This is a genomic window from Rubritepida flocculans DSM 14296 (assembly GCF_000425365.1).
In the GTDB taxonomy this organism is placed as follows: Bacteria; Pseudomonadota; Alphaproteobacteria; order Acetobacterales; family Acetobacteraceae; genus Roseococcus; species Roseococcus flocculans.
On record NZ_AUDH01000001.1, the window covers coordinates 320,849 to 346,605 of the forward strand.

At 75.1% G+C, this 25,757-nt stretch carries 24 protein-coding genes; 8 read left to right on the forward strand and 16 right to left on the reverse strand.

Annotation, left to right across the window (positions count from 1 at the left end; translation table 11 throughout):
* Nucleotides 1–22: 22 nt before the first annotated feature.
* From H596_RS0101585 to H596_RS0101595, 3 genes are read right to left on the reverse strand one after another with little or no spacing between them, the layout of a single operon-like run.
* Nucleotides 23–1,135: a hypothetical protein gene (locus H596_RS0101585; RefSeq protein WP_027283397.1), complete on the reverse strand. Its 1,113-nt coding sequence runs from the start codon at nt 1,133–1,135 to the stop codon at nt 23–25.
* Nucleotides 1,132–1,581, reverse strand: a complete 450-nt coding sequence (locus tag H596_RS0101590) for a hypothetical protein (protein WP_027283398.1) — start codon at nt 1,579–1,581, stop codon at nt 1,132–1,134. Before H596_RS0101590 ends, H596_RS0101585 begins: the two co-directional genes overlap by 4 nt.
* The gene (locus H596_RS0101595; RefSeq protein WP_027283399.1) at nt 1,578–2,807 is read right to left on the reverse strand and encodes a cupin domain-containing protein; all 1,230 of its coding nucleotides are present in this window, start codon (nt 2,805–2,807) and stop codon (nt 1,578–1,580) included. Before H596_RS0101595 ends, H596_RS0101590 begins: the two co-directional genes overlap by 4 nt.
* Nucleotides 2,808–2,901: 94 nt before the next feature.
* On the opposite strand from H596_RS0101595, the gene H596_RS19605 reads away from it, so the two are divergent.
* Nucleotides 2,902–7,473: an NAD-glutamate dehydrogenase domain-containing protein gene (locus H596_RS19605; RefSeq protein ID WP_051212234.1), complete on the forward strand. Its 4,572-nt coding sequence runs from the start codon at nt 2,902–2,904 to the stop codon at nt 7,471–7,473.
* A gap of 233 nt (nt 7,474–7,706) precedes the next feature.
* The gene (locus tag H596_RS0101605; protein WP_027283400.1) at nt 7,707–8,954 is read left to right on the forward strand and encodes an MFS transporter; all 1,248 of its coding nucleotides are present in this window, start codon (nt 7,707–7,709) and stop codon (nt 8,952–8,954) included.
* Between the two features lie 20 nt (nt 8,955–8,974).
* On the opposite strand, the gene H596_RS0101610 is transcribed toward H596_RS0101605, so the two are convergent.
* Entirely contained in the window at nt 8,975–9,622 is a 648-nt protein-coding gene (locus H596_RS0101610; protein ID WP_027283401.1) for a DUF2939 domain-containing protein, read from the reverse strand.
* Between the two features lie 312 nt (nt 9,623–9,934).
* Between H596_RS0101610 and H596_RS0101615 the strand changes: the two genes are divergently transcribed.
* A complete protein-coding gene (locus tag H596_RS0101615; protein ID WP_027283402.1) occupies nt 9,935–10,900 on the forward strand; it encodes a Bug family tripartite tricarboxylate transporter substrate binding protein in 966 nt (321 codons plus the stop codon).
* 12 nt (nt 10,901–10,912) lie between these two features.
* A complete protein-coding gene (locus H596_RS19610) occupies nt 10,913–11,203 on the forward strand; it encodes a hypothetical protein (RefSeq protein ID WP_051212235.1) in 291 nt (96 codons plus the stop codon).
* Nucleotides 11,204–11,218: 15 nt separating this feature from the next.
* Here the strand turns inward: H596_RS19610 and H596_RS0101625 are convergent, their stop codons facing one another.
* The 5 genes from H596_RS0101625 to rfbB form a co-directional block, all read right to left on the reverse strand.
* The gene (locus H596_RS0101625; protein WP_027283403.1) at nt 11,219–12,250 is read right to left on the reverse strand and encodes a rhamnan synthesis F family protein; all 1,032 of its coding nucleotides are present in this window, start codon (nt 12,248–12,250) and stop codon (nt 11,219–11,221) included.
* The gene (gene rfbD, locus H596_RS0101630) at nt 12,247–13,134 is read right to left on the reverse strand and encodes a dTDP-4-dehydrorhamnose reductase (RefSeq protein ID WP_037299521.1); all 888 of its coding nucleotides are present in this window, start codon (nt 13,132–13,134) and stop codon (nt 12,247–12,249) included. The genes H596_RS0101625 and rfbD overlap by 4 nt, the downstream gene beginning before the upstream one ends.
* A 2-nt stretch (nt 13,135–13,136) precedes the next feature.
* Complete coding sequence (rfbC, locus tag H596_RS0101635; RefSeq protein WP_027283405.1) at nt 13,137–13,703, reverse strand: dTDP-4-dehydrorhamnose 3,5-epimerase; 567 nt, start codon at nt 13,701–13,703, stop codon at nt 13,137–13,139.
* Nucleotides 13,700–14,584 carry a glucose-1-phosphate thymidylyltransferase RfbA gene (gene rfbA / locus H596_RS0101640; RefSeq protein ID WP_027283406.1) on the reverse strand — a complete coding sequence of 295 codons (885 nt, stop codon included), beginning with the start codon at nt 14,582–14,584 and terminating at the stop codon, nt 13,700–13,702. Before rfbA ends, rfbC begins: the two co-directional genes overlap by 4 nt.
* A 216-nt stretch (nt 14,585–14,800) precedes the next feature.
* Nucleotides 14,801–15,856 carry a dTDP-glucose 4,6-dehydratase gene (rfbB, locus tag H596_RS0101645; RefSeq protein WP_027283407.1) on the reverse strand — a complete coding sequence of 352 codons (1,056 nt, stop codon included), beginning with the start codon at nt 15,854–15,856 and terminating at the stop codon, nt 14,801–14,803.
* Nucleotides 15,857–15,965: 109 nt separating this feature from the next.
* On the opposite strand from rfbB, the gene H596_RS0101650 reads away from it, so the two are divergent.
* The 3 genes from H596_RS0101650 (at nt 15,966) to H596_RS0101660 (ending at nt 18,122) form a co-directional block, all read left to right on the forward strand.
* Nucleotides 15,966–16,784 (forward strand): ABC transporter permease, encoded by an 819-nt coding sequence (locus H596_RS0101650; protein WP_027283408.1) that lies wholly within the window; start codon nt 15,966–15,968, stop codon nt 16,782–16,784.
* Nucleotides 16,774–17,373, forward strand: coding sequence for a D-sedoheptulose 7-phosphate isomerase (locus tag H596_RS0101655; RefSeq protein ID WP_051212236.1), 600 nt, complete (start codon nt 16,774–16,776; stop codon nt 17,371–17,373). The genes H596_RS0101650 and H596_RS0101655 overlap by 11 nt, the downstream gene beginning before the upstream one ends.
* A 185-nt stretch (nt 17,374–17,558) precedes the next feature.
* Nucleotides 17,559–18,122: a D-glycero-alpha-D-manno-heptose-1,7-bisphosphate 7-phosphatase gene (locus H596_RS0101660; protein WP_027283410.1), complete on the forward strand. Its 564-nt coding sequence runs from the start codon at nt 17,559–17,561 to the stop codon at nt 18,120–18,122.
* Nucleotides 18,123–18,124: 2 nt separating this feature from the next.
* On the opposite strand, the gene H596_RS19615 is transcribed toward H596_RS0101660, so the two are convergent.
* Nucleotides 18,125–18,613, reverse strand: coding sequence for a DUF2244 domain-containing protein (locus tag H596_RS19615; protein ID WP_051212237.1), 489 nt, complete (start codon nt 18,611–18,613; stop codon nt 18,125–18,127).
* An 85-nt stretch (nt 18,614–18,698) separates the two neighbouring features.
* Here H596_RS19615 and nth point away from each other — a divergent pair, with 85 nt between their 5' ends.
* The gene (nth, locus tag H596_RS0101670) at nt 18,699–19,346 is read left to right on the forward strand and encodes an endonuclease III (RefSeq protein WP_037299694.1); all 648 of its coding nucleotides are present in this window, start codon (nt 18,699–18,701) and stop codon (nt 19,344–19,346) included.
* 22 nt (nt 19,347–19,368) lie between these two features.
* Here the strand turns inward: nth and H596_RS0101675 are convergent, their stop codons facing one another.
* The 6 genes from H596_RS0101675 to tsaD form a co-directional block, all read right to left on the reverse strand.
* Complete coding sequence (locus H596_RS0101675; protein ID WP_051212238.1) at nt 19,369–20,781, reverse strand: sensor histidine kinase; 1,413 nt, start codon at nt 20,779–20,781, stop codon at nt 19,369–19,371.
* Nucleotides 20,782–20,797: 16 nt separating this feature from the next.
* Entirely contained in the window at nt 20,798–21,478 is a 681-nt protein-coding gene (locus tag H596_RS0101680; RefSeq protein WP_027283413.1) for a winged helix-turn-helix domain-containing protein, read from the reverse strand.
* A gap of 31 nt (nt 21,479–21,509) precedes the next feature.
* On the reverse strand, nt 21,510–22,586 hold the full coding sequence (locus H596_RS0101685) for a trypsin-like peptidase domain-containing protein (RefSeq protein WP_027283414.1): 1,077 nt from the start codon (nt 22,584–22,586) through the stop codon (nt 21,510–21,512).
* Nucleotides 22,587–22,722: 136 nt separating this feature from the next.
* The gene (locus H596_RS0101690) at nt 22,723–23,373 is read right to left on the reverse strand and encodes a trimeric intracellular cation channel family protein (protein WP_211225232.1); all 651 of its coding nucleotides are present in this window, start codon (nt 23,371–23,373) and stop codon (nt 22,723–22,725) included.
* A gap of 3 nt (nt 23,374–23,376) precedes the next feature.
* Nucleotides 23,377–24,597, reverse strand: a complete 1,221-nt coding sequence (locus H596_RS0101695) for an MFS transporter (RefSeq protein WP_037299524.1) — start codon at nt 24,595–24,597, stop codon at nt 23,377–23,379.
* Between the two features lie 92 nt (nt 24,598–24,689).
* A complete protein-coding gene (gene tsaD, locus H596_RS0101700) occupies nt 24,690–25,703 on the reverse strand; it encodes a tRNA (adenosine(37)-N6)-threonylcarbamoyltransferase complex transferase subunit TsaD (protein WP_245583928.1) in 1,014 nt (337 codons plus the stop codon).
* Nucleotides 25,704–25,757 lie beyond the last annotated feature (54 nt).

Genomic DNA, 25,757 nt, shown 5'->3' on the forward strand with positions numbered 1-25,757 from the left:
GCGGCATGCGATGCTGCCCGTATCACTCCACCGTCCAGCCGGGCCGGATGGTCAGGGCGGGCCGGGCGCAGATGTCCACCTCGCGCAGCTCCTCGGCGTTGCCATTGTCGAAGACCACGCGGATGTCAGCCCGGCAGCCGCCGGCCATCTCGAAGGCCCGCTCCTGCCCCGGGGCGAGCGGCGTGCCGGCCAGGCGATCAGGCCCCCAGTCATCCTCCTCCACCGCGGAGAGGTAGAGTTCGCGCACCGGCCGGCCATGCGCGTGGGTGAGGCTGACGCGGCGCGGCGCGCCGAAGGCCACCTCCTGCGGCGCGCAGACATCCACCGCCTCGCGCTCCTCGCTGCGGCGGTCGTCGAACAGGGCGCGCAGCCGCACGCGGCATTCGGGGGTGCGGATGCGCAGCAGATAGCCCTGGCCCGGGCGCAGCACGTTCACGCCCAGCCTGTCCGGCCCCCATTCCGCGCCGGTGGTGGCGTAGAGCTGCACCAGCACGCGCGGGCTGCGGTTCACCACCGGCAGCTCGCGCAGCGGGATGGAGGCGTCGCCGAAGACGATGCGCGGGCTGGCGCAGATGTCCACGCGCTGGCTCTCGTCGCGCGCCGCGCCCTGGAAGACGGCGCGCGCCTCGAAGGCGCACTCGCTCTCGCCGCGCAGGCGGATGCGCAGGCTGTCGTTCGCCGGCACGATGTTCGCGCCCAGCCTGTCCGGCCCCACCGCGCCGGGGCGGGAGAGGTAGAGCTCGCGCAGGTCGAAATCCGTGTTGTTCACGATCTCCACCGCGCGCGCGTCGCGGTCGTCGAACACCAGCTCGCCCACCGTGCAGGCGTCGATGGCGCGCGTCTCGGCCCCGCCATCCTCGAAGACGGCGCGCAGCTCGATGCGGCAGGGGCCGGGGCCGAGGCGCAGCGGATAGTCGCGCCCGGAGGGGATCACATCCGCCCCCAGCCTGTCCCGCCCCGGGCCGCGCTGGCCGGGCTCGATGGCGTAGAGCGAGCGCAGCACGGAGTCGCTGCGGTTGCGGATGATGATGTCGCGCGCGCCATGGCCCTCGGCCGAGGGGGGCGCGCCGGGCTTGGCGGGCTGGGCCGCCGCGGGCAGGGCCAGCAGCAGCAGGGCGAGCAGGGCGGGGATCATGCGGGGTCGCGCTCCGCGGGCAGGAGGATGACGCGCGCGCCGGGCCGGCGGTCCACGCCGCCGGAGGCGAAGCCGCGGGTGCGGGCCTCGGCGCGCACGCGGTCGCGCTCCACGCCGAGCTTGGCCAGTTCCAGCGCCACGGCGCGGGCGCGGCGCGCGGCGAGGCGGCTCGCGCTCGTCGCGCCGCCGCCCTCGCCCTCGGCCGCGAAGCCCAGCACGCAGAGGTTCCGCGCCGGGGCGGCGCGCGCCGCCTCCGCCAGCGGCTCGAGCCGGGGCAGATCCTCCGCGCGCGGCCGGTCGCCCCCGCGCGCGAAGGCGATCACCGCCACATCGCCCTCCAGCCGCTCGGCGCCGACGCAGGAGAACTCGCGAAGCTGCGCCAGCGCCGGCGAGGCGGCGAGCGCCAGCAGCGGCAGCGACGCGAGGGCGGCGCGCAGCAGGATCATGTGGGGACGAGCAGCCCCGCCTCGCGCAGCTTGCCGAGCAGCGCCGGCGCGTCCGCGGCCGGATGGGCGGCGCGCAGCTCGCTCTCCGTCACGTCGGGGCGGGCGAGCAGCCATTGCGCCGCCTCCGCCTCGGCGGGCGCGAGCGGCAGCACGCCGCCGCCGGTCTTGAGCACCCAGTCCGCGCCGCGGCGCACCGGCTTCGCGCCGTTCGCCACCACGCGGAAGGCGCCGCCCTCGGCCCCCTCCTCCGCGCCCTGCGCGGCGGGGGCGGCGAGGCCGCGCCAGGCCAGAAGGTCGTTGCCGCCGCGCTCGAAGCGGTAGGTGGCGATGAAGCGCTCCAGCGCCGCCATCACCGCCGGATCCTTCGCCAGCTCCGCCATGCGCGCGGCCAGCGCCTGCACGCGCTGGGAGAGGGCGAACTTCGCGGGCGCCGAGCCGTCCTGCCGCGGCAGGGGCTGGCGGAACAGGCTGTCGTGCAGGGCGCGCTCGGCCAGCAGGTTCATCACGTCGAGGCCGAGCGGCGCATGCGCCCCATAGGCCACATGCACGCTGGCCGGCGCCTCGGCCAGCGCGTCGTGATACCAGCCGCGCGGCAGGTAGAGCAGGTCGCCGGGCTGCATCACCACCTTCGCCCGCAGCCGGCCCTTCGCCTGCTCGTGGTGCTCCTGCGGCTGGTTGCGGAAGGCGGGGTGGCCGATGGGATAGTCGGCCCGGCCCTCCCAGACATTCCAGGTCTTCTCCCCCTCGACCTGCACGGCCCAGACGTCGTGCGTGTCGAAATGCGCGGGGAAGGCCTTGTGGCTCTGCCAGGAGATGTAGACGTTGGCCTGCGCCTTCCCCAGCCCCGCGCTCTCGAGCGCGTGGCTGACCGAGGCGAGCCCGGGCGTGAGGCTGTCCACGTCGTTCAGCACGACGCTCGCGCCGCGGCGCACCCATTCCTGCACGCGCGAGGCGAGCGGCTGCATGAGCTGCTCGGCCGAGTCGCGGCCCACGGCGCGGGTGCAATACTGCTCGGGGGGCACCGGCACGCCGTCCAGCACCAGCTTGAGCGAATGGCTGGACCAGATGTGCGTCTGGTCCAGCAGCCGGTTGATCTGCCGCCAGGAGAGCACCTGCGCGAACTTGGCCGGCGTGCCCTTCAGGTGCAGCGGCTGGCGGTCATGGTATTCGGCGAAGAACTGCTCGGGCGTCATCGGCGCCAGCAGCTCGGCGAGGGTCATGCTCATGGGGCGAGGTTAGCGCACAACGCCCCCCGCGCGCCACGCGGCGCTGGACGCGCCCCCCGCCCCGGCCCGACACTGGCCCCAGGAGGACAGCCAGATGCCCGAAGCCCCGCTCGACCCGGCGCGCGCGGACCCGGTGCGCGCCGAGCTGCTGCGCGCCGCCGCCGAGGCGCTGGCGGGCGGCCCGCCCGGCGCGGCGGCGCTGCTCGCCCCCCTCTTCGCCGCGGTGCCGACGGCCGAGCTCGCCGCGCGCAGCCCCGAGGCGCTGGCCCGGGCCGCCGCCTCGCTGGCCGGCTTCGCCGAGGCCCGCGCGCCCGGCGAGGTGAAGCTGCGCCTCACCCCGCCCGGGGGCGGGCGCGGGCCGGCCGCGCTGGTCGAGATCGTCAACGACGACATGCCCTTCCTGGTGGACAGCGTGCTGGCCGCGCTGGCCCGCACCGGCCGCGCGGCGCGCGAGTTCCTGCACCCCGTGCTCGGCGTGCGGCGCGACGCGGCCGGGCGCTTCCAGGGCTTCGCGCCCGAGGCCCCGCGCGAGAGCTGGATGCGCATCGCCCTCGCCCCGGCCGCGCTGCACATGCTCCCGGGGCTCGAACCCGCCGACTGGGCGGGGGTGGAGGCCGCGCTGCGCCGGGCGCTGGCCGATGTGCGCGCGGCGGTGGCGGATTTCCCGGCCATGGTCGCGCGGCTCGAGGCGGCGGCCGGGGAATGCGGCGGCGGCGAGGAGGCCGAGGAGTTCCTGCGCTGGCTGCGCGAGGAGAATTTCGTGCTGCTCGGCCACCGGCTGCTGCGGCTCGAGGGCGAGGGCGCGCGGGTGGAACCGTCCGAGAATCTCGGCCTGCTGCGCGACGCCGCGCTGCCCGTCTTCGACGCGCTGCGCGCCCTGCCCGCCCTGCCCGGCCCGGTGCGCGCCGCCCTGGCCATGGCCGCGCCCGTGGCGGTGGTGAAGGCCAACATGCGCAGCACCGTCCATCGTCCCCAGCACGCGGACGTGATCGTGACGCGGCTGCGCGACGCGGCGGGCGGCGTGGCGGGGGTGCGGCTCTTCCTTGGCCTCTTCGCCGCGGCGGCCTACAACCGCAACCCGCGCTCCATCCCGCTGCTGCGCGGCAAGGTGGAGCGCATCCTCGCCGCCTCCGGCATCCCGCCCTTCTCCCATGACGGGCGGGCGCTGCGGAACATTCTCGACACCTGGCCGCGCGACGAGCTGTTCCAGGCCGAGGAGGCGGACATCCTGGCCGGGGCGCGCCTCGCCCTCGACCTCGCGCTGCGCCCGCGCCCCGCCCTCTTCTCCCGCCGCGACCCCTTCGGCCGCTTCGTCTCCGTCATCGCCTGGCTGCCGCGCGAGAGCTTCGACACGCGGCTGCGCGAGCGGGTGGGCGGGATGCTCGCGCGCGCCCATGGCGGGCGGCTCTCGGCCTTCCACATCGCGCTCGGCGACGCGCCGCTGGCGCGGGTGCACTACATCCTCGGCACCGATCCCGAACACCCCGTCCACCCCGACCCGGTGGCGCTGGAGCGCGCGGTGGCCGAGGCGGCGCGCAGCTTCGCCGAGCGGCTGGCCGAGGCGCTGGCGGCCGAGCGCGGCGAGCTCGCGGCGGCCGAGATCCTCGCCACCTGGCGCGACGCCTTCCCGCCCGCCTATCGCGAGACGCATGGCGCGGCCGAGGCCGCGGCCGATCTCGCCCTCGCCGAGGCCGCGCTGCGCGAGGGCCGGCCCGCCGCGGCCCTCGCCCAGCCCCCCGGCGCGGCGGCCGGGCGGCTGCTGCTGCGCCTTGCCGTGCCCGGCGGGGCGCTGGCGCTGGCCGATGCGCTGCCGCTCTTCGACAGCCTCGGCCTGCGGGCGCTGGAGGAGGTGCCGCACCGCCTCGCGCCGCAGGGGCAGCCGCCGGTCACGCTGCACCTGTTCCAGCTCGACGCCGGCATCCCCTTCGACCCCGCGCGCGGCCCGCTGCTGCTGGAGGCGCTGGCCGCGCTGCTCGACGGGCGGGCGGAGGCGGACGGCTTCAACCGCCTGGTGCTGCGCGAGGGCCTCTCCTGGCGCGAGTGCTGGCTGCTGCGGGCGCTGGCGCGCTGGCTGCGGCAGATCGGCTTCCCGCCGCCGCCCGAGAGCATCGCCGAGGCGCTCTCGGCCACGCCCGGCGCGGCGGGGCTGCTGCTCGCCCTGTTCCGCGCCCGCTTCGACCCCGATGCGCCGAGCCGCGAGGAGGCCGGGATCGAGGCGCGCTGGGCCGCGCTGCTCGACGCGGTGCAGAGCCCCGAGACGGACCGCATCCTCGCCCGGCTGCGCGCGGCGCTGGAGGGCGTGACGCGCACGAACTTCTTCCAGGAGAAGCCCTGGCTCGCGCTGAAGTTCGACCCCGCCCTGGCCGGCGAGATGCCCAACCCCCGGCCCTGGCGCGAAATCTTCGTCCATTCCCCCGCGATGGAGGGCTGCCATCTGCGCGCCGGGCCGGTGGCGCGGGGCGGCATCCGCTGGTCCGACCGGCGGGAGGATTTCCGCACCGAAATCCTGGGGCTGATGAAGGCGCAGCGCCTCAAGAACGCGGTGATCGTGCCCACCGGCGCGAAGGGCGGCTTCGTGCTGAAGGGCGCCGTCCCGGCCGAGCGCGAGGCCTTCCAGGCCGCCGGCGTCGCGGCCTACCGCACGCTGATCCGCGGCATGCTGGACCTCACGGACAATCTGCGGGGCGCGGAGGTGATCCCGCCGCCGCGGGTGCTGCGCCGCGACGGCGACGACCCCTACATCGTCGCCGCCGCCGACAAGGGCACGGCGAGCTTCAGCGACATCGCCAACGGCCTCGCCGCCGAATACGGCTTCTGGCTGGGCGACGCCTTCGCGAGCGGGGGCAGCGCGGGCTACGACCACAAGGCCATGGGCATCACCGCCCGCGGCGCCTGGGTGATGATCGAGCGGCACTTCCAGGAGGCGCTGGGCCGCTCCGTCCACGACGCGCCCTTCGACATGGCGGGCGTGGGCGACATGTCGGGCGACGTGTTCGGCAACGGGCTGCTGATCTCGAAGCAGGCGCGGCTGCGCGCGGCCTTCGACCACCGGCACATCTTCCTCGACCCCGACCCCGACCCGGCGGCGAGCCACGCCGAGCGCGCGCGGCTCTTCGCGCTCCCGCGCTCCTCCTGGGCGGATTACGACGCGCGGCTGATCAGCCCGGGCGGCGGCGTGTTTCCGCGCACGCTGAAGACCATCCCGCTCTCGCCCGAGGCGCGCGCGATGCTCGGGATCGAGGCGGAGCGGGCGAGCCCGGCCGAGGTGATGCGCGCCATCCTCGCCATGCCCTGCGACCTGCTCTACTTCGGTGGCATCGGCACCTATGTGAAGGCGAGCCACGAGAGCCACGCCGATGCCGGCGACCGCGCGAACGACGCGATCCGCGTGGACGGGCGCGAGCTGCGCGCGAAGGTGCTGGGCGAGGGCGCCAATCTCGGGGCCACCCAGGCGGGCCGCATCGAGGCGGCGCGCGCGGGGGTGCGGCTGAACACCGACGCGCTGGACAACTCCGCGGGCGTCAGCACCTCCGACCACGAGGTGAACATCAAGATCCTGCTCGCCGAGGCCGAGGCGGAGGGCGTGCTGACGCGCCGCCAGCGCGACGAGCTGCTGGCGCGGATGACGGAGGAGGTGGCCGCGCTGGTGCTGCGCGACAACGCGCTGCAATCCCTCGCCGTCTCGCTGGAGGCGATGGCGGGGGCGGCGGCGCTGCCCGGCCAGGCGGCGCTGATGGCGCGGCTGGAGGCGGCGGGGCTGCTCGACCGCGCGCAGCTCGTCCTGCCCGATGCGGCCGGGATGGCCGCGCGCGAGGCCGCCGGCGAGGGGCTGACGCGACCCGAGATCGCCGCGCTGCTGCCGGTGGCGAAGCTGTGGCTGACCGAGGCGCTGGCGGCCTCCGCCCTGCCGGATGACCCGGCCTTCGCCCCCCTGCTCGCCGCCTATTTCCCGGCGCCGCTGCGCGAGCCGCGCTTCGCGCCCTTCCTCGCGCGGCACCGGCTGCGGCGGGAGCTGATCGCCACCACGCTGGCCAACATGGCGGCGAACCGGCTGGGCTGCGCCGCGCTGGGGCGGCTGACGGCCGGCATGGGCCCGGCCGAGGCGGTGGGGGCGGCCTGGCTCGCGGCGGAGCTGCTCGGCATCGAGGCCGGCTTCGAGGCGGCGGAAGCCCTGCCGGCGGCCGAGCGCCTGGACGCACAGGCCGCGCTGCGCCGCCGGCTGGAGGAGGCGGCCGAGGCGCTGGGCCCGGGCCCCGTGGGCGCGCGCTTCGCCGCCCTCGCCCCGGGGGTGGCCGCCCTCGGGAGCGACAGGGCGGCGCTGCCGGCCGAGGCGCCGCTGATCGTGGCGCTGGCCGAGCGGGCCGGGGCGCCGCCGGCCGCGGCGCGGGAGGCCTGGGCGGCGGTGGGCGAGGCCTTCCACCTGGAGGCGCTGCGCGAGGCGCTGGGCCGCGCCCCCCTGCCCGGCCCCTTCGGCGACCGCGCCCGCGCCGCGCTGCGGGCCGAGCTGCGCGCCGCGCAGCAGCGGCTGGCCGCCGCCGCCCTGGCCGGCCGCCCCGCCGAGGGGCCGGAGGCCGAGGAGGCCCGCCGCCTCGTCCTGGAGGCGGCGCGGCTGGCCGACATCGCGGCCGCCACGGTGGCGCTGCGGGCGGTGGCGGGGCTGGGTTGAACGGCCGGCGGTGACCGTCGCCCATATCGCCCGTTGGGCAGGCCGCCCGCCCGGGCCCCAACGCGGCTCGCCGCGTCGGGTGGCGCTAACACGGCGTGCGCGACACGCCCGGCGCCGGCGCGGCGCGTGATAGGGAGCATGATCAGGATGCGCTGTCGCCCGCTCTCCGCCCCCAGGGGCGCCCAGTCCCGCGGGCCCGGGGGGCGGCCTTGCGGCCGGGCTGGGCGCGCCCCATGACGCGCCGCGAATGGGCCTGGGCGGGCTATGACTGGGCGAACAGCGCCTTTCCCACCGTCGTCTCCACCTTCGTCATCGCCGCCTATGTGACGAAGGGCATCGCGCCGGACCCGGTGACGGGGCAGGTGATGTGGGGCTGGATGCAGGCGCTGGCGGGGCTGGCCATCGGGCTGCTCTCTCCGCTGCTGGGGGCGGTGGCCGATGCGGGCGGGCGGCGGCGCGCGCTGCTGCTGCTCTGCACCCTGCTGACGGCGCTGTTCACCGCCGGCATCTGGTTCGCGAGGCCCGAGCCCGCCTATGCGCTCTGGGCACTGCTCTGCGTGGCGCTGGCCACGCTCTGCTTCGAGCTCGGCACGGTGTTCTACAACGCCATGCTGCCGGAGGCGACGACGCGCGCGCGGCTCGGCCGCGTCTCGGGCATCGGCTGGGCGCTGGGCTATGCGGGGGGGCTCGCCTGCCTCGTGCTCTGCCTCGTGCTGCTGGTGCGGCCCGACCCGCCGCTGCTGCCGCTGGATCGCGGCGCGGCCGAGCATGTGCGGGCCACCGCGCTGCTCGTCGCGGCCTGGCTGCTGCTCTTCGCCTGGCCCGTGCTGATCTTCGGCCCGCGCGACGCCGCACCGCGCCAGCCCTGGCGGCGCGCGGCGGAGGAGGGGCTCGCCGATCTGCTGCGGCTGCTCCGCGGGCTGCGGGGGCGGCCCGCGGTGCTGCGCTTCCTGCTGGCGCGGCTGCTCTACACGGATGGGCTGAACGTGCTGTTCGCCTTCGGCGCGGTCTTCGCCGCGGGCGCCTTCGGGATGGGCTTCGAGGAAATCCTGCTCTTCGGCATCGCGCTCAACGTCTCGGGCGGGCTCGGCGCGCTGGCGGGCGGCTGGGTGGACGAGCGCATCGGCGCCAAGCGCACCGTGCTGCTCGCGCTGCTGGCGATGATGGCGGTGGGCGCGGCGATGCTGCTGGTGGAGAGCAAGGCGCTGTTCTGGGGGCTGGGCGTCTCGCTCGGCCTGTTCTTCGGCCCGGCCCAGGCGGCCAGCCGCAGCCTGATGGCGCAGCTCTCCCCGCCGGGCGAGATGGCGGCGCATTTCGGGCTCTTCGCGCTCTCCGGCCGCGTGACGAGCTTCGCGGGCCCCGCGCTGCTGGCCCTGGTGACGGACGCGACCGACAGCCAGCGCTGGGGGATGGCGGTGGTGGTGCTGCTGCTGGGCGGCGGCGCGGCGCTGCTCGCGGGGGTGCGCGCGCCGCGCGGGTGATGGGGATGTGGCTGGCCGCGTCAGGGGCGCGGCGCGCCCCAGTCCAGCGCGACGAGCTGCCAGCGCAGGCGCAGCGGGTCCGCCAGCTCCAGCGTGAGCGTGGTGGTGCGCGCGGGGGCCTCGGGCGGGGCGAGGGTGATGCTCCAGCGCCCCCCCTCCAGCGGCTGCGCGGACTGCACCCAGCCGGGGGCGGGGCCGCTGCCCGGAGCGGTCTGGCCGGCGAGCAGCGCCCCCAGCCCCTCGGGCGAGGCGAGGCGGGCCGAGAGATCCTCGCGCAGGCGCTGGACATAGGCCGGCGGCGCGCCTCCCAGCCGCTCGGCGGCAAGGTGATCGAGCCGGGCCGCGATGGCGGGGCGAAGCCGCTCGAAATCCGCCTGGGCGGCGAGGGCCGCGGCGTCGGCGCGCTGCGCCGCCCCGGCGAGCTGCAGCGCGGCCGCGAAGGGCGAGGCCGCATAGGCCAACAGGGCCGCCGCGACGCCGAGTGCCGCGAGGCGCCAGGGCCGGCGGGGGGCGACGGGGCGCGAGGGCGGCGTGGCGGCGCGGGCCTGAAGGGGGGCGGGCGCTGCCGGCTGGACGGGGGCGGGCGCGGGGCGCGCCGGCTGGCGCGCGTCGTACTCGGCCCAGACTTCGTCCCAGAGCCGCGCATCCCAGGTGGCGGCCCGGCTCATGCGGCGCGATTCCGTGTCGTGGGGCGCATCGGGATCTCTCCGACAGAGGGGCGTCTCTGGCAGTGAGACTTACCGGGCGGAAGGTGAGCGAAAGGTTAAAGGGCAGGGCCTGATCGGGTCGGGCGCCGCGCGCGGTGGGGGGAGGTGTCGGGGGTCTATGCCGTGCGCGGGGGTGCGGCGGAGACACCCTCCGCCGCCCCCTCGCGCCCCTCCGCGCCGGGCATCGGGGCGCGGCATGGACATGGCGTCCCTTTCATGCTTCCGGCTGTCGCGGAAACCCGCTTCCGCGACGTCCAAGCCGGAGAACCGCCCATGACCCCACGCCGCGCCCTGCTCGCCCTGCCCGCCCTGCTGCCGGCGGGGGCCCTTGCCCAGAGCTGGTCGCCCTCGCGCTCCGTGCGGATCGTGGTGCCCTTCACCGCCGGCGGCGCGACGGACGCGCTGGCGCGCATCATGGCCGAGCGGCTGGGCGCGGCGCTCGGCCAGTCCTTCGTCGTGGACAACCGCCCGGGCGCGGGCGGCAATGTCGGCACGGAGCTGGTGGCCAAGGCCGATCCGGACGGCCACACGCTGCTGATGTGCACGATCGGCACGGCCAGCATCAACCAGTTCCTTTACCCGCGCCTGCCCTTCGACCCGGTGCGGGATTTCGCCTCCATCGGCCTCGTCGGCGCGGTGACGAACGCGGTGGTGGTGCACCCCGGCGTGCAGGCGAACAGCTTCCAGGAGCTGCTGGCGCTGGCGCGCCGCCAGCCGGGCCGCCTGAACTACGGCACGCCGGGCAATGGCACCTCCGGCCACATGTCGGGCGAGTATCTGAAGTTCCGCACCGGGGTGGACATCAACCACGTGCCCTATCGGGGCACCGGCGCGCTGATGCCGGACCTTCTGGGCGGGCGCATCGAGATCGCCATCGACAACCTGCCCGCCTATCTGCCGCACATCCGCGAGGGGCGGCTGCGCATCCTCGCCGTCACCTCGCGCGAGCGCTGGTTCGCCGTGCCCGAGACGCCCACCGTGCAGGAGAGCGGGGTGGAGCGCTTCGAGGCCATCGCCTGGTTCGGCCTGCAGGCGCCCGCGCGGACGCCGCAGGCGGCGCTCGAGCGCTACATCGCGGCGGTGGGCGCGGCGGTGGCCGAGCCCGCCACCCAGGCGCGCATCCGCGACATCGGCGCCTCCACCCTGCCGCTGATGGGCGCCGAGTTCGACCGCTTCATCGCCGCCGAGAACGAGAAGTGGCGCGAGGTGGTGCGCGTCGCGAACATCCGTCTGGACTGAGGAACGCAGGCCATGTCCATGCCCATCGCGCGCGAGCGCAAGATCCTGAGCGAGGCCGAGTTCGCACTGGTCGCGCCCAGCCATTACCCCGATGTCGCGCGGCTGGACCGCGAGGCGCTGATCGCGCTGGCGCGCCGCCTGCGCGAGGCGCGGGACGCGGCGCGCACCCGCCTCGCCGCCCAGCGCCGCGCCAAGCGCGGCAAGGCCGAGGCGCGCGGCAGCCTGGACGATAGGGGCGTGGCGGCGAAGAAGCAGGTCTTCGCCGCCGCGCTGCGCCGGGTGAACAAGCGGCTGGAGGGGTGAGGGCGGCCGCCCGCCTCACCGCCCCATCAGCGCCAGGTGGTCGCGGATCAGCGCCGCCTCGCGCGGCGGCACCAGCGCCTCCCAGCCCTCCACCCCGGGCAGCCGCCCGGGGTTGCGGCGGATGAGCTCGGTCTTGAGCCAGGGGAAGCCCATCCGCTCCACCAGCACGCGCCAGAAATGGTGGCAGGGGTTGAGCGGATAGCGCCAGAGCGCGGCGGGCTCGGCGAAGCGCGGGCCGAGGGAGAGGCGCGTCGCCTCTTCCACCTCCGCCAGCAGCCGGGCGTAGCCGAACAGCGCCGCCATCCGCACCCCGGCCGCCCGCGCCCGCCCGGCGAGGCCGATCTCGCCCTGCTGCACCACGCGCCACTTGCTGCGGCTGTCGCGGAAGGCGGCGAGATGGGCGGCCAGCAGCCCCACCGGCTCCGCCCCGCGCGCCAGCAGCGCGTAGGATTGCAGGTGCGGCCCCCCGCCCCAGCTCTCCGTCATGCCGAAGATCCCCTCGCCCCCCGCGCGGCAGGCGGCGAGCAGCGGGCCGATCGGCCGGAAGGGGCCGAGCACGCTGTCATTGGCGAGCAGCAGCTCCTCGGGCGTGCCGAGCCGGGCGAAGGCCAGCGCCGCCGCGTCGCGCCAGGCGCCGAAATCCCGGCCCACATTGGCGCGCTGCAGGCGCAGCGCGCAGTCCGCCCCCGCCGCGTCCCAATCGGCCTCCGGGGGCGCGGCGTTGCTGACGAAGACCACCGCGAAGCCCTGCGCGCGCCACTCCGCCAACTGCGCGCGCACCATGGCCGAGACCCGCCCGTCGGGCGACCAGTGGAGGTAGAGGGCGAGCGAACCGCCCGCCGCCGGGGCGCGGCCGGGCTCGACGCGCAGCATGGCCGGCGCGAGCGGGGCCAGACGGTCCAGCACCGCGGCCGCGCCGACCTCCCAGGCCAGCTCCGCGGCGCGGCGGGCGAAGGTGAGGGGCGAGCGCGCGGCCAGCCCGTGCAGGGCGCGCGGCAGCCCCCCCTCGGGCGTGGCGAGATCGGTCAGCGCGTAAGGCGCGGTCACGCCGCGCCGTGCAGCGCCTTCATCACGCGCGCGAGCCCCTCCTGCCAGGGCGGCAGCGCCACGCCGAACACGGCGGCGAGCTTGCCCGTCTCCATCCGGCCATCGGCGGGGCGGACGGCCTTCACGGGGTATTCATGGGTGGCGATGGGATGCACCACCGGGCGCGGGCCGCCATAGGGGGCGGCGGCGGCGAAGATCGCCTCGGCGAAGCCGTGCCAGCTCACATGCCCCTGCGCCACCGCATGAAAGACGCCGCGATACTCGGCGCGCCAGCCCGTCTCGTGCAGCCGGGCGAGCAGGGCGGCGATGGCGTCCGCGAGGTCGGGCGCGGCGGTGGGGTGGCCGATCTGGTCCGCCACCACGCGCAGCTCGGGCCGCTCCGCCCCGAGGGCAAGCATGGTGCGCAGGAAGTTCCTGCCCATCGGGGCATAGACCCAGGCGGTGCGCAGCACGGCCGTCATCGGGTTGCCGGCCAGCGCCGCCCATTCCCCCGCCAGCTTGGTGCGGCCATAGGCGCCCAGCGGGTTGGGCGCATCCGTCTCGACATAGGGCGCGCCCTTGCGCCCGTCATAGACGTAATCCGTGCTGATCTGCAGCAGCGGGACGCCGCGCTCGGCGCAGAGGGCGGCCAGCAGGGCGGGGCCCAGCGCATTGGCGCGGAAGGCGGCGGCCTCGTTCTCCTCGGCGGCGTCCACCGCCGTCCAGGCGGCGCAGTTCACCACCGCCTCGGGCGCGGCGGCGGCGAAGGCGGCGCGCACCGTCTCCGGCTCGTCGAACTCGAACTCCGGCTGGCCGACGAAGACGCCCTCTATGCCGCGCGCGGGCAGGCTCGCCTCCAGCCCGGTCGCGAGCTGGCCGCCCCGGCCGGTGACGAGGACGCGCATGCTCACCAGCTCCCTTTCGGGAAGATGGGCGCGGCCTCGGAGAGGCGCGGGGCGGCGCGGTCCTTGTCGGAGAGGATGGGCCCGCCCGGCGGCAGCGGCCAGGCGATGCCGAGCGCCGGGTCGTCCCAGGCGATGCCGCCATCGGCCTCGCGGTTGTATTCCGCGTCCACCTTGTAGAGCACCTCGCAATCGGGCTCGAGCGTCAGGAAGCCGTGCGCGAAGCCGCGCGGCACCCAGATCTGGCGCCAGTTCTCGGCCGAGAGCTCCACCGCCACATGCCGGCCGTAGCTCGGGCTGCCCTCGCGGATGTCCACCGCCACGTCGAGCACGCGGCCGCGCGAGCAGCGCACCAGCTTGCCCTGGGCGTGGGGCGGGCGCTGGAAGTGCAGGCCGCGCAGCACCCCCGCCTCGCGCGAGAGGGAGTGGTTGTCCTGCACGAAATCCACGACGAGGCCCGCCGCCGCCAGGGCGCTGCGCTTCCACACCTCGCTGAAGAAGCCGCGCGCGTCGCCGTAGCGGGGCGGCTCGATCAGCAGCACGTCGGGGATGGCGAGCGGCGTGATCTTCATTCGTCGTGCAGCCCGTTCGCCACGTCGATCAGGTAGCGGCCATAGGCGGTCTTGCCCAGCGCCTCGCCGCGCGCGCGCAGCTCCGCGGCGGTGAGGAAGCCGCGGCGGTAGGCGATCTCCTCCGGCGCGGAGATGTAGAGGCCCTGGCGCTCCTGCACCGTCTGCACGAAGGTCGCGGCCTGGAGCAGCGAGCCGGGCGTGCCCGCATCGAGCCAGGCGCAGCCGCGGCCGAGCTGCTCGCAGGAGAGGGCGCCGGCGCGAAGGTAGAGGAGGTTGAGGTCGGTGATCTCGAGCTCCCCGCGGGCGGAGGGCTTCACCTGCTTCGCCATCTCCACCACGCGGCGGTCGTAGAAGTAGAGGCCGATCACCGCCCAGTCGGATTTCGGCTGGCGCGGCTTCTCCTCGATGGAGATCACGCGCCCCGCCTCGTCGAACTCCGCCACGCCGTAGCGCTCGGGGTCCGCCACGCGATAGCCGAAGATGGTGGCCCCGCCGGCCTCGGCGCGGCCCTTCGCGGCGCCGAGGCGGATGGAGAGCCCCTCGCCGTAGATGATGTTGTCGCCGAGCGCGAGCGCGCAGGGCGCGTCGCCGATGAAGCGCTCGCCGATCAGGAAGGCCTGGGCGAGCCCGTCCGGCGAGGGCTGCTCGGCGTAGGAGAGGCTGATGCCGAAGGTCGAGCCGTCGCCCAGAAGGCGCTGGAAGGCCGGCAGATCCTGCGGGGTGGAGATCACCAGGATGTCGCGGATGCCCGCCAGCATGAGCGTGCCGAGCGGGTAATAGACCATCGGCTTGTCATAGACGGGCAGGAGCTGCTTCGAGGCCGCGAGCGTCATCGGGTGCAGCCGCGTGCCGGAGCCCCCGGCGAGGATGATGCCCTTCATTGTTTTATGCCCTCAGTCGCCGTGCGGCCGGATGCGCGGCCTTGGCTTCGCCGCGCGGCTGTCGCGCATGTGTCGCGGTGGGGTGGGCGGCGCCGGCCGCCGTGCGGCCGGATGCGCGCATGCTGGCCCCTGGGCGCCGGGCGGCCGCCTGCGCGGCCTTGGCTTCGCCGCGCCGGAGGCGCTCCGGGCGGCGCGCCCCGCACAGCAAGGCCGCCCTCACGCCTTCACCCCCAGCCGCTGCCCGGCATAGGCCTTCTCGCGGATCGGCCGCCACCAGTCCTCGTGGTCGAGATACCAGCGGATGGTGTGCGCGAGGCCCGTCTCGAAGTCGAAGCGCGGCTTCCAGCCCAGCGCCGCCTCGGCGCCGGAGGGGTCCATGGCGTAGCGGAAATCATGGCCCGGGCGGTCCTGCACGAAGGTGATCAGCCGCTCGCGCGGGCCGGCCGGGTCGGGGCGCAGCCGGTCGAGCGTGGCGCAGATGGCCTTCACCACCTCGAGATTCGTGCGCTCCTGCCGCGGGCCGATGCAGTAGGTCGCGCCGGGCGCACCGCGCGTCAGCGCCAGCACCAGCGCCTCGGCATGGTCCTCCACGTGCAGCCAGTCGCGGATGTTCTCGCCCTTGCCATAGACGGGCAGGGGCTTGCCCTCGAGCGCGTTGAGCGTGACGAGCGGGATCAGCTTCTCGGGGAACTGCCAGGGGCCGTAGTTGTTCGTGGTGTTGGTGACGAAGGCGGGCAGGCCATAGGTGTGGTGCCAGGCGCGCACGAGATGGTCGGAGGCCGCCTTGCTCGCGCTGTAGGGGCTGCGCGGGTCGTAGGGCGTTTCCGGCGTGAAGGGCGGATCGCCGGGGTAGAGGGAGCCGAACACCTCGTCGGTGGAGACGTGGTGGAAGCGGAAGGCGGCCTTCTCCGGGCCCGGCAGCGCGCTCCAGTACGCGCGCGCCGCCTCCAGCAGCACCTGGGTGCCGACGACATTGGTGCGGATGAACTCGGCCGGCCCGTCGATGGAGCGGTCCACATGGCTCTCGGCCGCGAGGTGCATCACATGGCTGGGCCGGTGCGCGGCGAAGGCGGCGCGCATCGCCTCGGCGTCGCAGATGTCGGCGCGGATGTGGATGTGGCGCGGATCGGCCGCGTGCATGGCCAGCGCGGCGGGGCTCGCCGCATAGGTCATCTTGTCCACGTTGATGACGGTGGCGCCCGTCGTGGCGAGGAGGTGACGGACCACGGCCGAACCGATGAAGCCGAAGCCGCCGGTGAGGAGGATGCGCAACCGCTTGCCTCGCTTCTGAAAAGCCTGGGGGAGGTATCACCCCGGCCGGGCGCGATCAAGCGGGCCGCTTGACACCCGGGGGGGCCTGGCCCATCCCCCGCCGGGCCCGATGACCGCCCCGCCCGCCTCGCTCCGCAGCCTTTTCGCCGCGCTGATCGCGCATCGCGACCTGTGCTGGCGGCTGACCCAGCGCGAGGTGACGCAGCGCTTCCGCGGCAGCCTGCTCGGCCTCGCCTGGGCGGTGCTGACGCCGCTGCTGACGGCGGCCGTCCTCACCCTGGTCTTCACCGGCGTGTTTCCCCAGCGCTGGCCGGGGCGCAGCGGCGCGCCGCTCGATTTCGCGCTGATCCTGCTGGTGGGCATGGCGGTGCACGGGCTGATGGCCGAGGCGCTCTCGCGCGCGCCGACGCTGATCCTGGGCAACCCGGGCTATGTGACGCGCGTGGTCTTCCCGCTCGAAATCCTGCCCGTGGTCACGGTGCTGGCCGCCAGCGTGAACACGCTGGTCACGCTGGGCATCGTGCTGCTGGGCAACCTGCTGGTGAACGGCAGCTTCCACTGGACGGCGCTGTTCCTGCCCGTGGTGCTGCTGCCCTACCTCGTGATGGTGGCGGCGGCGGTGGCGCTGCTCGCGGCGCTCGGCGTCTTCATCCGCGACATCGCGCTGGTCATCGCCCCGGTGCTGACGCTGCTGATGTTCCTCTCGCCCATGTTCTACCCGCTGGAGGCGGTGCCCGAGGCCTGGCGCTTCGTCATCCGCGCCAACCCGATGACCTCCATCATGGAGCAGGCGCGCACCGTGCTGCTCTTCGGCGGCTGGCCGGATGTCGGGAGCCTCGCGCTCTACCTCGCGCTGGCGCTGGCCGCGCTGGCGGCCGCGCACTGGGTGTTCCAGCGCCTGCGCCCGGGTTTCGCCGATGTCGTCTGACCACGCCCCTTCCTTCCGCGCCGCGCTGCGCGCCACCTCAGCGCTGCTGGAGGCGATGGCCGCGGACGCGGCGCTGTGCGAGGCCGCGGCCCGCGCCACGGAGCACTGCATCGCCGCGCTGCGCGGCGGGGGCAAGCTGCTGCTCTGCGGCAATGGCGGCAGCGCGGCGGACGCGCAGCACTGGGCGGGCGAGCTGGTCAGCCGCTTCCACTACGACCGGCCCGGCCTGCCCGCCATCGCGCTGACGACCGACAGCTCCATCCTCACCGGCATCGGCAACGACTACGGCTATGCGCGCGTCTTCGCCCGCCAGGTGGAGGCGCTGGGTGCGGCGGGCGATGTGCTGATCGCGCTCTCCACCTCCGGGCAATCGCCGAACGTGCTGGCGGCGCTGGAGGCGGCGCGCGCGAAGGGCCTCGTCACCATCGGCTTCACCGGCGCATCGGGCGGGGCCATGGTGGGGCTGTGCGACATCTGCCTGCGCGTGCCCAGCACCAGCACCCCGCGCATCCAGGAGGGGCACGAGGTGCTGGGCCATGCGCTGTGCGCCGCCATCGAGGCCGCGCTCTTCCCGCGCGAGGGGGCGTGAGGCGGCCCCTCCGGCCGCGCGCATGATACGGTCGGCATCACATGCCGACCGTATCGCGCGCAGGGTTGACGGGCACCCATCGAAGCTTTGCTTCGATGGGACCCGGTGTGCCGGCTGCGCGCCAAAACAAAGGCATACCAGCGGCCGCGCCGCAGCTTCAGCGGTCAAAGCAAGCGGCCGCTGACATGACGCCGCGCCCCGCGCTCTTCCTGGACCGCGACGGCGTGATCAACCACGATGACGGCTTCGTCCACCGCATCGAGGCCTTCCGCTTCCGCGAGGGCATCTTCGACCTCTGCGCGCGCGCGCAGGGGCTGGGCTATGCGCTCGTCGTCGTCACCAACCAGTCGGGCATCGGGCGCGGCCTCTATGGCGAGGCGGAGTTCGCCGCGCTGACGCGATGGATGCTGGCGCGCTTCGCCGAGCGCGGCATCCGCTTCGCCGGGGTGGAGCATTGCCCCGACCACCCGCAGGCGGGCCTCGGCCCCTACCGGCGCGAGAATCCACGCCGCAAGCCGGGCCCGGGGATGCTGCTCGATGCGGCGGCGAGGCATGGGCTCGATCTCTCGCGCTCCGTCATGATCGGGGACCGCGCGACGGACATGGAGGCGGCGCGCGCGGCGGGCGTGCCCACGCGCATCCTGCTGGCCGCCGACGCGGCCGAGGCGCGCGCCGCCCCGCCGGGCAGCATCATCCTGCCCGATGGCGCGCTCAGGGAGGCGGCGGCGCTGCTGCCGCCGCTCGGATAGGCTCAGCCCGGCTCGCGAAGCTGCGGGTTGTCGAAGACCGGGTTGCGCAGCGCGTGCAGCGCCTCGCCCAGCGCCCTGGCCAGCGCCTCGCGCTCCTCGGGGCCGAGGAAGAGGCCGATCTCCACCTCGCGCCCGCGCTGGACGAGGCAGAGCCGCTGCCCATCCCAGGCCAGGCGCACCCAGAACGGGACGAAGCGCGCCTCGGTGACGCGCTGGCCCTGGCGGCGGAGCACGGTGATCGCCTCCTCCGTCAGCGTGATGCACTCGCTGCTGCGCGCCGCCCCGCTGCGGTAGGCGGCCATCAGCACCAGCACCAGCAGCGCCTCCGCCCCCACGAAGACCAGCACGGGCCAGGCGCCGATCAGCGCGAAGAGCAGCCCCGTGCCGCCGAACAGCGCCCCGATCAGCCAGGCGAGGGTGCGGAAACCGCGCGGCCCGAGGCTGTCGAGCGGGGCGGAGCGCGCGACGAAAAGCGTGCGGGCCTTGACCATGCTTCCATCAGATAGAATGTCGGCGGCCGTGAAAACCCCTCGCCCCCTGCACGGCAGCGCCGCCGCGCCCCGCCGCGCCCGGCTCATGTCGCGCGAGCAGGCCGCCGCCTTCCTGCGCGCCCTGGCCGCCGCCAACCCCGCCCCGAGGACGGAGCTGCATTATCACGACCCCTTCACCCTGCTGGTGGCCGTGGTGCTCTCGGCCCAGACCACCGACGCGATGGTGAACAAGGTCACGCCCGGCCTTTTCGCCGCCGCGCCCACCCCGGCGGCCATGGCGGCGCTGGGGGCGGAGGGGATCGGCGCGCATATCCGCCGCATCGGGCTGTGGCAGGCCAAGGCGCGCCATCTCGCCGCCCTCGCCGCGCAGCTCGTCGAGAAGCATGGCGGCGCCGTCCCGCGCGAGCGGGCGGCGCTGGAGGCGCTGCCCGGCGTGGGCCGCAAGACGGCGAATGTGGTGCTCAACGTCGCCTTCGGCGAGCCGACCATGGCGGTGGACACGCACATCTTCCGCCTGGGCAATCGCACCGGGCTCGCGCCCGGAAAGACGCCGCGCGCGGTGGAGGAGGCGCTGGTCAAGCGCGTCCCGCCCGAGCTGCTGCGCGACGCGCATCACTGGCTGATCCTGCACGGGCGCTATGTCTGCAAGGCGCGCGCGCCGGAATGCTGGCGCTGCCCCGCCCGCGCCCATTGCAACTACAAGGACAAGGTGCTCGCGCCGCCGGCCGCATGAGGGGCGGCCGCATCCCGCCGCGCTAGCCCCTCTCGGCGCGCAGGTGCAGCGCCACGCGCAGCCCGGGCGGGTCCGCGCCCGGCATGGCGTCGGAGAGCTCCACCTCGCCGCCATGGAGCTGCGCCACCGCCCGCACCAGCGAGAGCCCGAGCCCGGAGCCCGGCGTGCCGCGCGAGGAATCGGCGCGGAAGAAGCGCTCCAGCGCGCGGGCGCGGTCGGCGGGCGCCATGCCGGGGCCGGAATCGCTGACCGCGATCTCGATGCCGCCCTCCTCCTCCTCGCGCGCCGAGAGGCGCACCAGCCCGCCCGGCGGGGTGAACTTGATGGCGTTGTCCAGCAGGTTCGCCACCGCCTGCAGCAGCAGGTCGCGGTCGCCCACCATGGGCAGGGTCTCGGGCAGGTCGGTCTCGAGCTTCTGCTCGCGCGCCTCGGCCATGGCCTCGTAGAACTCGGCCGCGTCGCGCAGCAGGGGCGTGAGGTCGAGCGGCGCGAAGGCGGCGCGGCGCGCGCCCGCCTCGGCCTCGGCGATGCGCAGCAGCGCCTGGAAGATGCGGCTGATGTTGTCGAGGTCCTGGATGCCCTGCTCGACGGCGGCGCGCAGCTCCTCCTCGGTCGCGGCGGTGGCGAGGCTCTCCTCCAGCTTGCCGCGGGCGCGGGCGATGGGCGTGCGCAGGTCGTGCGCGATGGCGTCGGAGACGCCGCGCACCGCCGCCATCAGCGCGGCGATGCGGTCCAGCATCGCGTTCATGGTGCGGCCCAGCCGGTCGAACTCGTCGTCCTGCTCCGAGAGGGGCACGCGGTGCGAGAGATCGCCGGTGGCGATGGTCTGGGCCGTCACCATGGCCGGGCGCATGCGCCGCTCGATGGCGCGGCGCATCACCGCCGCCCCCACCACCGCGAAGACGAAGACCGCGCCGAGCGACCACACCACCCCCTCGGTCAGCAGCAGGCGGAGCTGCACGCGCTCGCTTTCGTCGCGGCCCACCAGCAGGCGCAGCCCCGGCAGCTCGCGCCGGTGCACCCGCGCCTCGGCCACCACCCCGTCATGCTGGATGCGGGCGCGGAACCAAGCGCCCTCCTCGCGGATCGCGGCGGGCCAGGCGTCGAGGTTGCCGGCCAGCTTGCGGCCCTGCGCGTCGGTCAGCAGGTAGATGCTCTCGGCCGAGACGTCGAGGGCGAGGCGCTCCTCGATCGCCTCGATCAGCCCCTGCGCCCCGGCGTCGCGGTAGCGCTCCACCAGCGCGGCGCTGTCGGCGCGGATGGCGGCGATGGTCTGCCGGTCCAGCGCCCCGGCGGTGGCCCACCACAGCACGGCGACGAGAAACCCCGCCGCGACCGAGAACACCGCCATGAACAGCAGGGCGATGCGGAAGGCGGCCGAGCGCAGCAGGCGCGGCGGCCCGGCGCGGCCGCGGGCCGATGGGCGGGGGGTCACGGCGGGCGCCGGGGGCTCAGCCCTCCGCCCGGATCATGTATCCCGCATTGCGCACCGTGTGGATCAGCGGCTTGTCGAAGCCCTTGTCGAGCTTCTGGCGCAGCCGGCTCACATGCACGTCGATCACGTTGGTCTGCGGGTCGAAGTGGTAGTCCCACACCTTCTCGAGCAGCATGGTGCGCGTCACCACCTGGCCGGCATGGCGCATCAGGTGCTCGAGCAGGCGGAACTCGCGCGGCTGCACGTCGATCTTCTTCCCCGCGCGGGTGACGGTGCGGCTGAGCAGGTCGAGCTCGAGATCCGCGACCTTGAGCTTCGTCACTGGCGCCTCGGAGGAGGGGCGGCGGCCCAGCGCCTCGACGCGCGCCAGCAGCTCCGCGAAGGCGAAGGGCTTCACCAGGTAGTCGTCGCCCCCGGCCTTGAGGCCCTTCACCCGCTCGTCCACGCCCGAGAGCGCGGAGAGGAACAGCACCGGCGTGCGGTTGCCCTGCTGGCGCAGGGTCTCCACGATCCGCACCCCGTCCACGCCGCCGGGCAGCATGCGGTCGAGCACCAGCAGGTCGAAGCTCTCCGAGGCGGCGAGGAACAGCCCGTCGCGCCCGTTGCCCGCCTGCTCGACGGTGTGCCCCGCCTCCTGCAGCCCCTTCTTCACGAAGCGGGCCACCTCCACGTCGTCCTCGACCAGCAGGATTCGCATTGTCGTGTCTTTGCCTTTCCCCGGTTGTCGTTCAGCCCGGCCCGGAGGGGCGGCGCCCCACCTGCAGGCTCACCTCGCTGGTGCGGCCGTCGCGCTGGATGGTCAGCCGCACCGATTGCCCGGGCGCGATGGCGGCGATGGCGCGCACCAGCCCGCGCGAGCTTTCCACCCGCTCGCCGTTGATGGCGGTGACGAGGTCGCCCGGGCGCAGGCCGCTGCGCGCGGCGGGGCCGCCGCGCTCGACCCCCGCGATCAGCACGGCGCGGCGCGGGGCGCGCGCGTCCTCGGCGATCACGTCCTGCACCTGCACGCCGAGCCAGCCGCGCTCCACCCGCCCCTCGCGCCGCAGCGTCTCGATCACCGGCCGCGCGAGGTCCGACGGCGTGGCGAAGCCGATGCCCGCATTGGCGCCGGAGGGCGAGTAGATGGCCGTGTTCACGCCGATCACCTCGCCCGCGAGGTTGAACAGCGGGCCGCCCGAGTTGCCCGGGTTGATCGCCGCGTCGGTCTGGATGAAGTCGTCGAAGGGGCCCACGTTGATGTCGCGCCCGCGCGCCGAGACGATGCCGGAGGTGACGCTGCCGCCCAGTCCGAAGGGGTTGCCCGCGGCCAGCACCCAGCTTCCCACCCGCAGCGCGGCCGAGGAGCCCCAGGGCACGGCCACCAGGCCCGGGCGCGGATCGATGCGCAGCAGCGCGAGGTCGGTCAGCTCGTCCCCGCCCACCACGCGGGCCGCCACCTCCTGCCCGTTGTGCAGCGAGACGGTGACGCGCTGCGCCTGGCCGATCACGTGGTTGTTCGTGACGATGAAGCCCGCCGCATCGGTGATGAAGCCCGAGCCCGCGCCCTGGATGCGCTCTCGCCGGCCGCGGAAATAGCGCTCGAAGGGCGTGCCGCGGAACTCGGGCGGCGGCAGCACCGCCTGCTCGCCGATCACGGCGATGTTGACCACGGCGGGCAGCACGCGCTCCGCGAGGTCGGCGAAATCGGGCAGAAGGCCGCGCTGGGCGCTGGCCGGGCCGCCGCCGCAGCCGGCGAGCACGGCCGGCGCGGCGAGCCCCGCGAGAAGCGCGTGGCGGCGCGAAAGGCGAGAGGGAGAGGAGGGCATGGAGGTCGCGGCGTGTTCCCTGCGCGCCGCCGCCCGGGCCGGCCGTGCCGACTCGGGGCGCGCGGGCGCGCCTTGCGGTGAATCATCGGGCGAGAGATCGGCGCGGCGCAAGCCTTCTCCAAGGGGGAGGGAGGGATCAGCGGTCCGGATGCTCGCGCCCGAGGCCCGGGCGCGCGCCATAGACGGGCAGGCTCCAGCCCAGCAGGATTCCCGCGGCGCGAATGGCGAAGGCCACCGCCACCCCGGCGAGGAAGGCGGGTTCGCGCGCCAGCCCCTGCCAGAGCAGCAGGGCGAAGACCGCCGCCCCGGCCGCGGCCGCGGTGGCGTAGATCTCCTGGCGCAGGATGAGGGGGATTTCGTTGCAGATCACGTCGCGCAGCACGCCGCCGAAGCTCGCGGTCACCACGCCCATCAGCACCGCCGCCCAGGGCTCGGCCCCCATGCGCAGCGCGATCTCGGCGCCCAGGACGGCGTAGATCGCCATGCCCGCCGCATCGGCCCAGAGCAGCGCACGGTGCTGGTTCTGCACCAGGGGCGCGAGGAAGAACACGGCCACCGAGGCCCCCACCCCCACCCCCATCAGCAGCGGCTCCGACAGCCAGAACACGGGGGTGCGGCCGATCAGCAGGTCGCGCACCGTGCCGCCGCCGAAGCCGGTGGCGCAGCCGATCAGGATGAAGCCCACCGGGTCGAGCCGCTTGCGCGCGGCCACCAGCGCGCCCGAGGCCGCGAAGGCCGCGATGGCCAGCACATCCACATAGCGCAGCCAGGCGTCCAGCGCCTCCACGGCCTATTCCGCCGGCTGCGCCCGCGCCGCGGCCGGCGCCGTCATGCCCCGCGCCGCGCCCGCGCAGAGCAGCGAGAGCGCGAGCAGCAGCGCCACCACCGGCAGCACCAGCCCGGGCTGGCCGAGATCGATCAGCAGCCCCATCGGCACCGGCATCACGGCGGAGCCCAGCGGCAGCCCCGCGCTGACGAAGCCGAACACCTTGCCCACCTCGCCGGGCGGGCAGGCCTCCTTCAGCATCACGTCGCGCGGCGTGCGCGAGGCGCCGAGGCACAGCCCCGCCAGCAGCGCCACCCAGGGCAGCAGCCACTCGTTCCAGGGAAACAGGCCGAGCGAGAGGATCAGCGCGATGGAGACGCCCGTCAGCCCCACCACCAGGCCGAGCAGGTTGCCGCCGCGCTTGTCCGCCCACCAGCCGCCCACCAGCGTGCCGCCCGTGGCCCCGGCCATGTAGCCCGTCAGCGCCATGGAGGCGACGGCCACCGGCGTGTCCCACAGCTTGCCCAGCACCGTGATGAGGAAGGCCGAGACGCCCGAGCCCGCCATGGCCGAGAGCAGGAAGAAGGCGAAGAAGGCGAGGATGGGCCGCGAGAGCAGCAGCCTCGCGCCATGCGCCGCGCCGTCCTCCTTGCGCGCGCGCGGCTGGTCGCTCAACACGCGCGACTGCCACAGGATCGCCCCCACCACCGGCACGCCGAGCAGCCCGAGCAGCAGCAGCGCCGTGCGCCAGTCCATCGCCAGCAGCAGCAGCGCCACCACCGGCGGCGCCAGCGCGAAGCCGAGATTTCCCGTGAAGGTGTGCAGCGCGAAGGCGCGGCCCATGAACTCCTTGCGCACGGACCCGGCGAGGATCGCGTAGTCCGCCGGATGGATCACGGAGTTGCCGATGCCCGAGAGCACGCAGAGCAGCAGGATCAGCCGGTAGTCCTGCACGAAGGCCATGGCGCTGATGGAGAGCGCCATCAGCAGCGTCCCGCCCACCAGGAAGGGCCGCGCGCCGTGCCGGTCCACCAGGAAGCCCACCGGCGTCTGCAGCGCCGCCGTCACGCCGCTCATCAGCGCGACCGCGAGGCCGAGCATGGCGAAGGAGACGCCGAACTCCTCGCGCCACGCCAGGAACAGCGGCGGCAGGCAGAGCATGTAGAAGTGGCTGAGGAAATGCCCCGTGCCGATCAGGCCGCAGATCTGCCAGTCCCGCCGGGGGGTGAGGGCCGCGTCGCGCATCGGTCGAAACTGGCCGCGAGGTGGCGGCGGGTCAATGCGCGCAAGCGGCAGGTGGCGCGGGTTTCATCCGGCGGGCGGTCCTGGCGTCCGCATCATCCGGGCGGCGCCAGCTCCTCGAGCGGCCAGCGCGGGCGCGGGGCGAACTCCATCCCGTGGCGCTCGCCGGCGGCGAGGCGCAACAGCCCTGCATGGGCCACCATCACCGCGTTGTCGGTGCACAGGCGCAGGGGCGGCGCGAGCAGCGGCAGCGGCGTGGCGGCGGCCAGCGCGGCGCGCAGCGCCTGGTTGGCGGCCACACCGCCCGCCACCACGAGCGCCTTCGCCTCGGGCAGCATCGCATGGGCGTGGCGTGCGCGATCGGCCAGCACCGCGGCCACGCTGGCCTGGAAGGCGGCGGCGATGTCGGCGTGGGGCAGCCCCTTGGCCACCGCCTGGGCCACCGCCGTCTTGAGCCCGGAGAAGGAGAAGTCGCAGCCCGGCCGGCCGAGCAGCGGGCGGGGCAGGGCCAGGGCGCGCGCATCGCCCCTGGCCGCCAGCCGCTCCAGATGCGGCCCGCCGGGCCAGGGCAGGCCCATCAGCTTCGCCGCCTTGTCGAAGGCCTCGCCCACCGCGTCGTCCAGCGTAGTGCCGAGGCGGCGGTAGCGGCCGAGCCCCTCCACCGCCACGCATTGGCAATGCCCGCCCGAGAGCAGGAGCAGCAGGTAGGGAAACTCCGGCGGCGCGGGGAACAGCCCCGGCAGCCGCGCGGTCAGCGCATGCGCCTCCAGGTGGTTCACCGCCAGGAAGGGCAGCCCCGCGCCCAGCGCCAGCCCCTTGGCCATGCTCGCGCCCACGATGAGCCCGCCGATCAGCCCCGGCCCCGCCGTGGCCGCCACCCCGGCCAGATCCCCAAGGCCGAGCCCCGCCTCCTCCAGCACCCGCTCCACCAGGGCGGGCAGGCGCTGCAGATGGGCGCGGGCGGCGATCTCGGGCACCACCCCCCCGAAGCGCGCGTGCTCGGCCTGCTGGGTGAAGACGGCCTCGGCCAGCACCCGGCCCGCGCCGTCGAGCACGGCCGCCGCCGTCTCGTCGCAGCTCGACTCGATGCCCAGGACGGGTTTCAGCATGGCCGGCGCATCGGGCATGCGGGGGCTTGGGTTTCGTTCATCGCATCCCGCCTA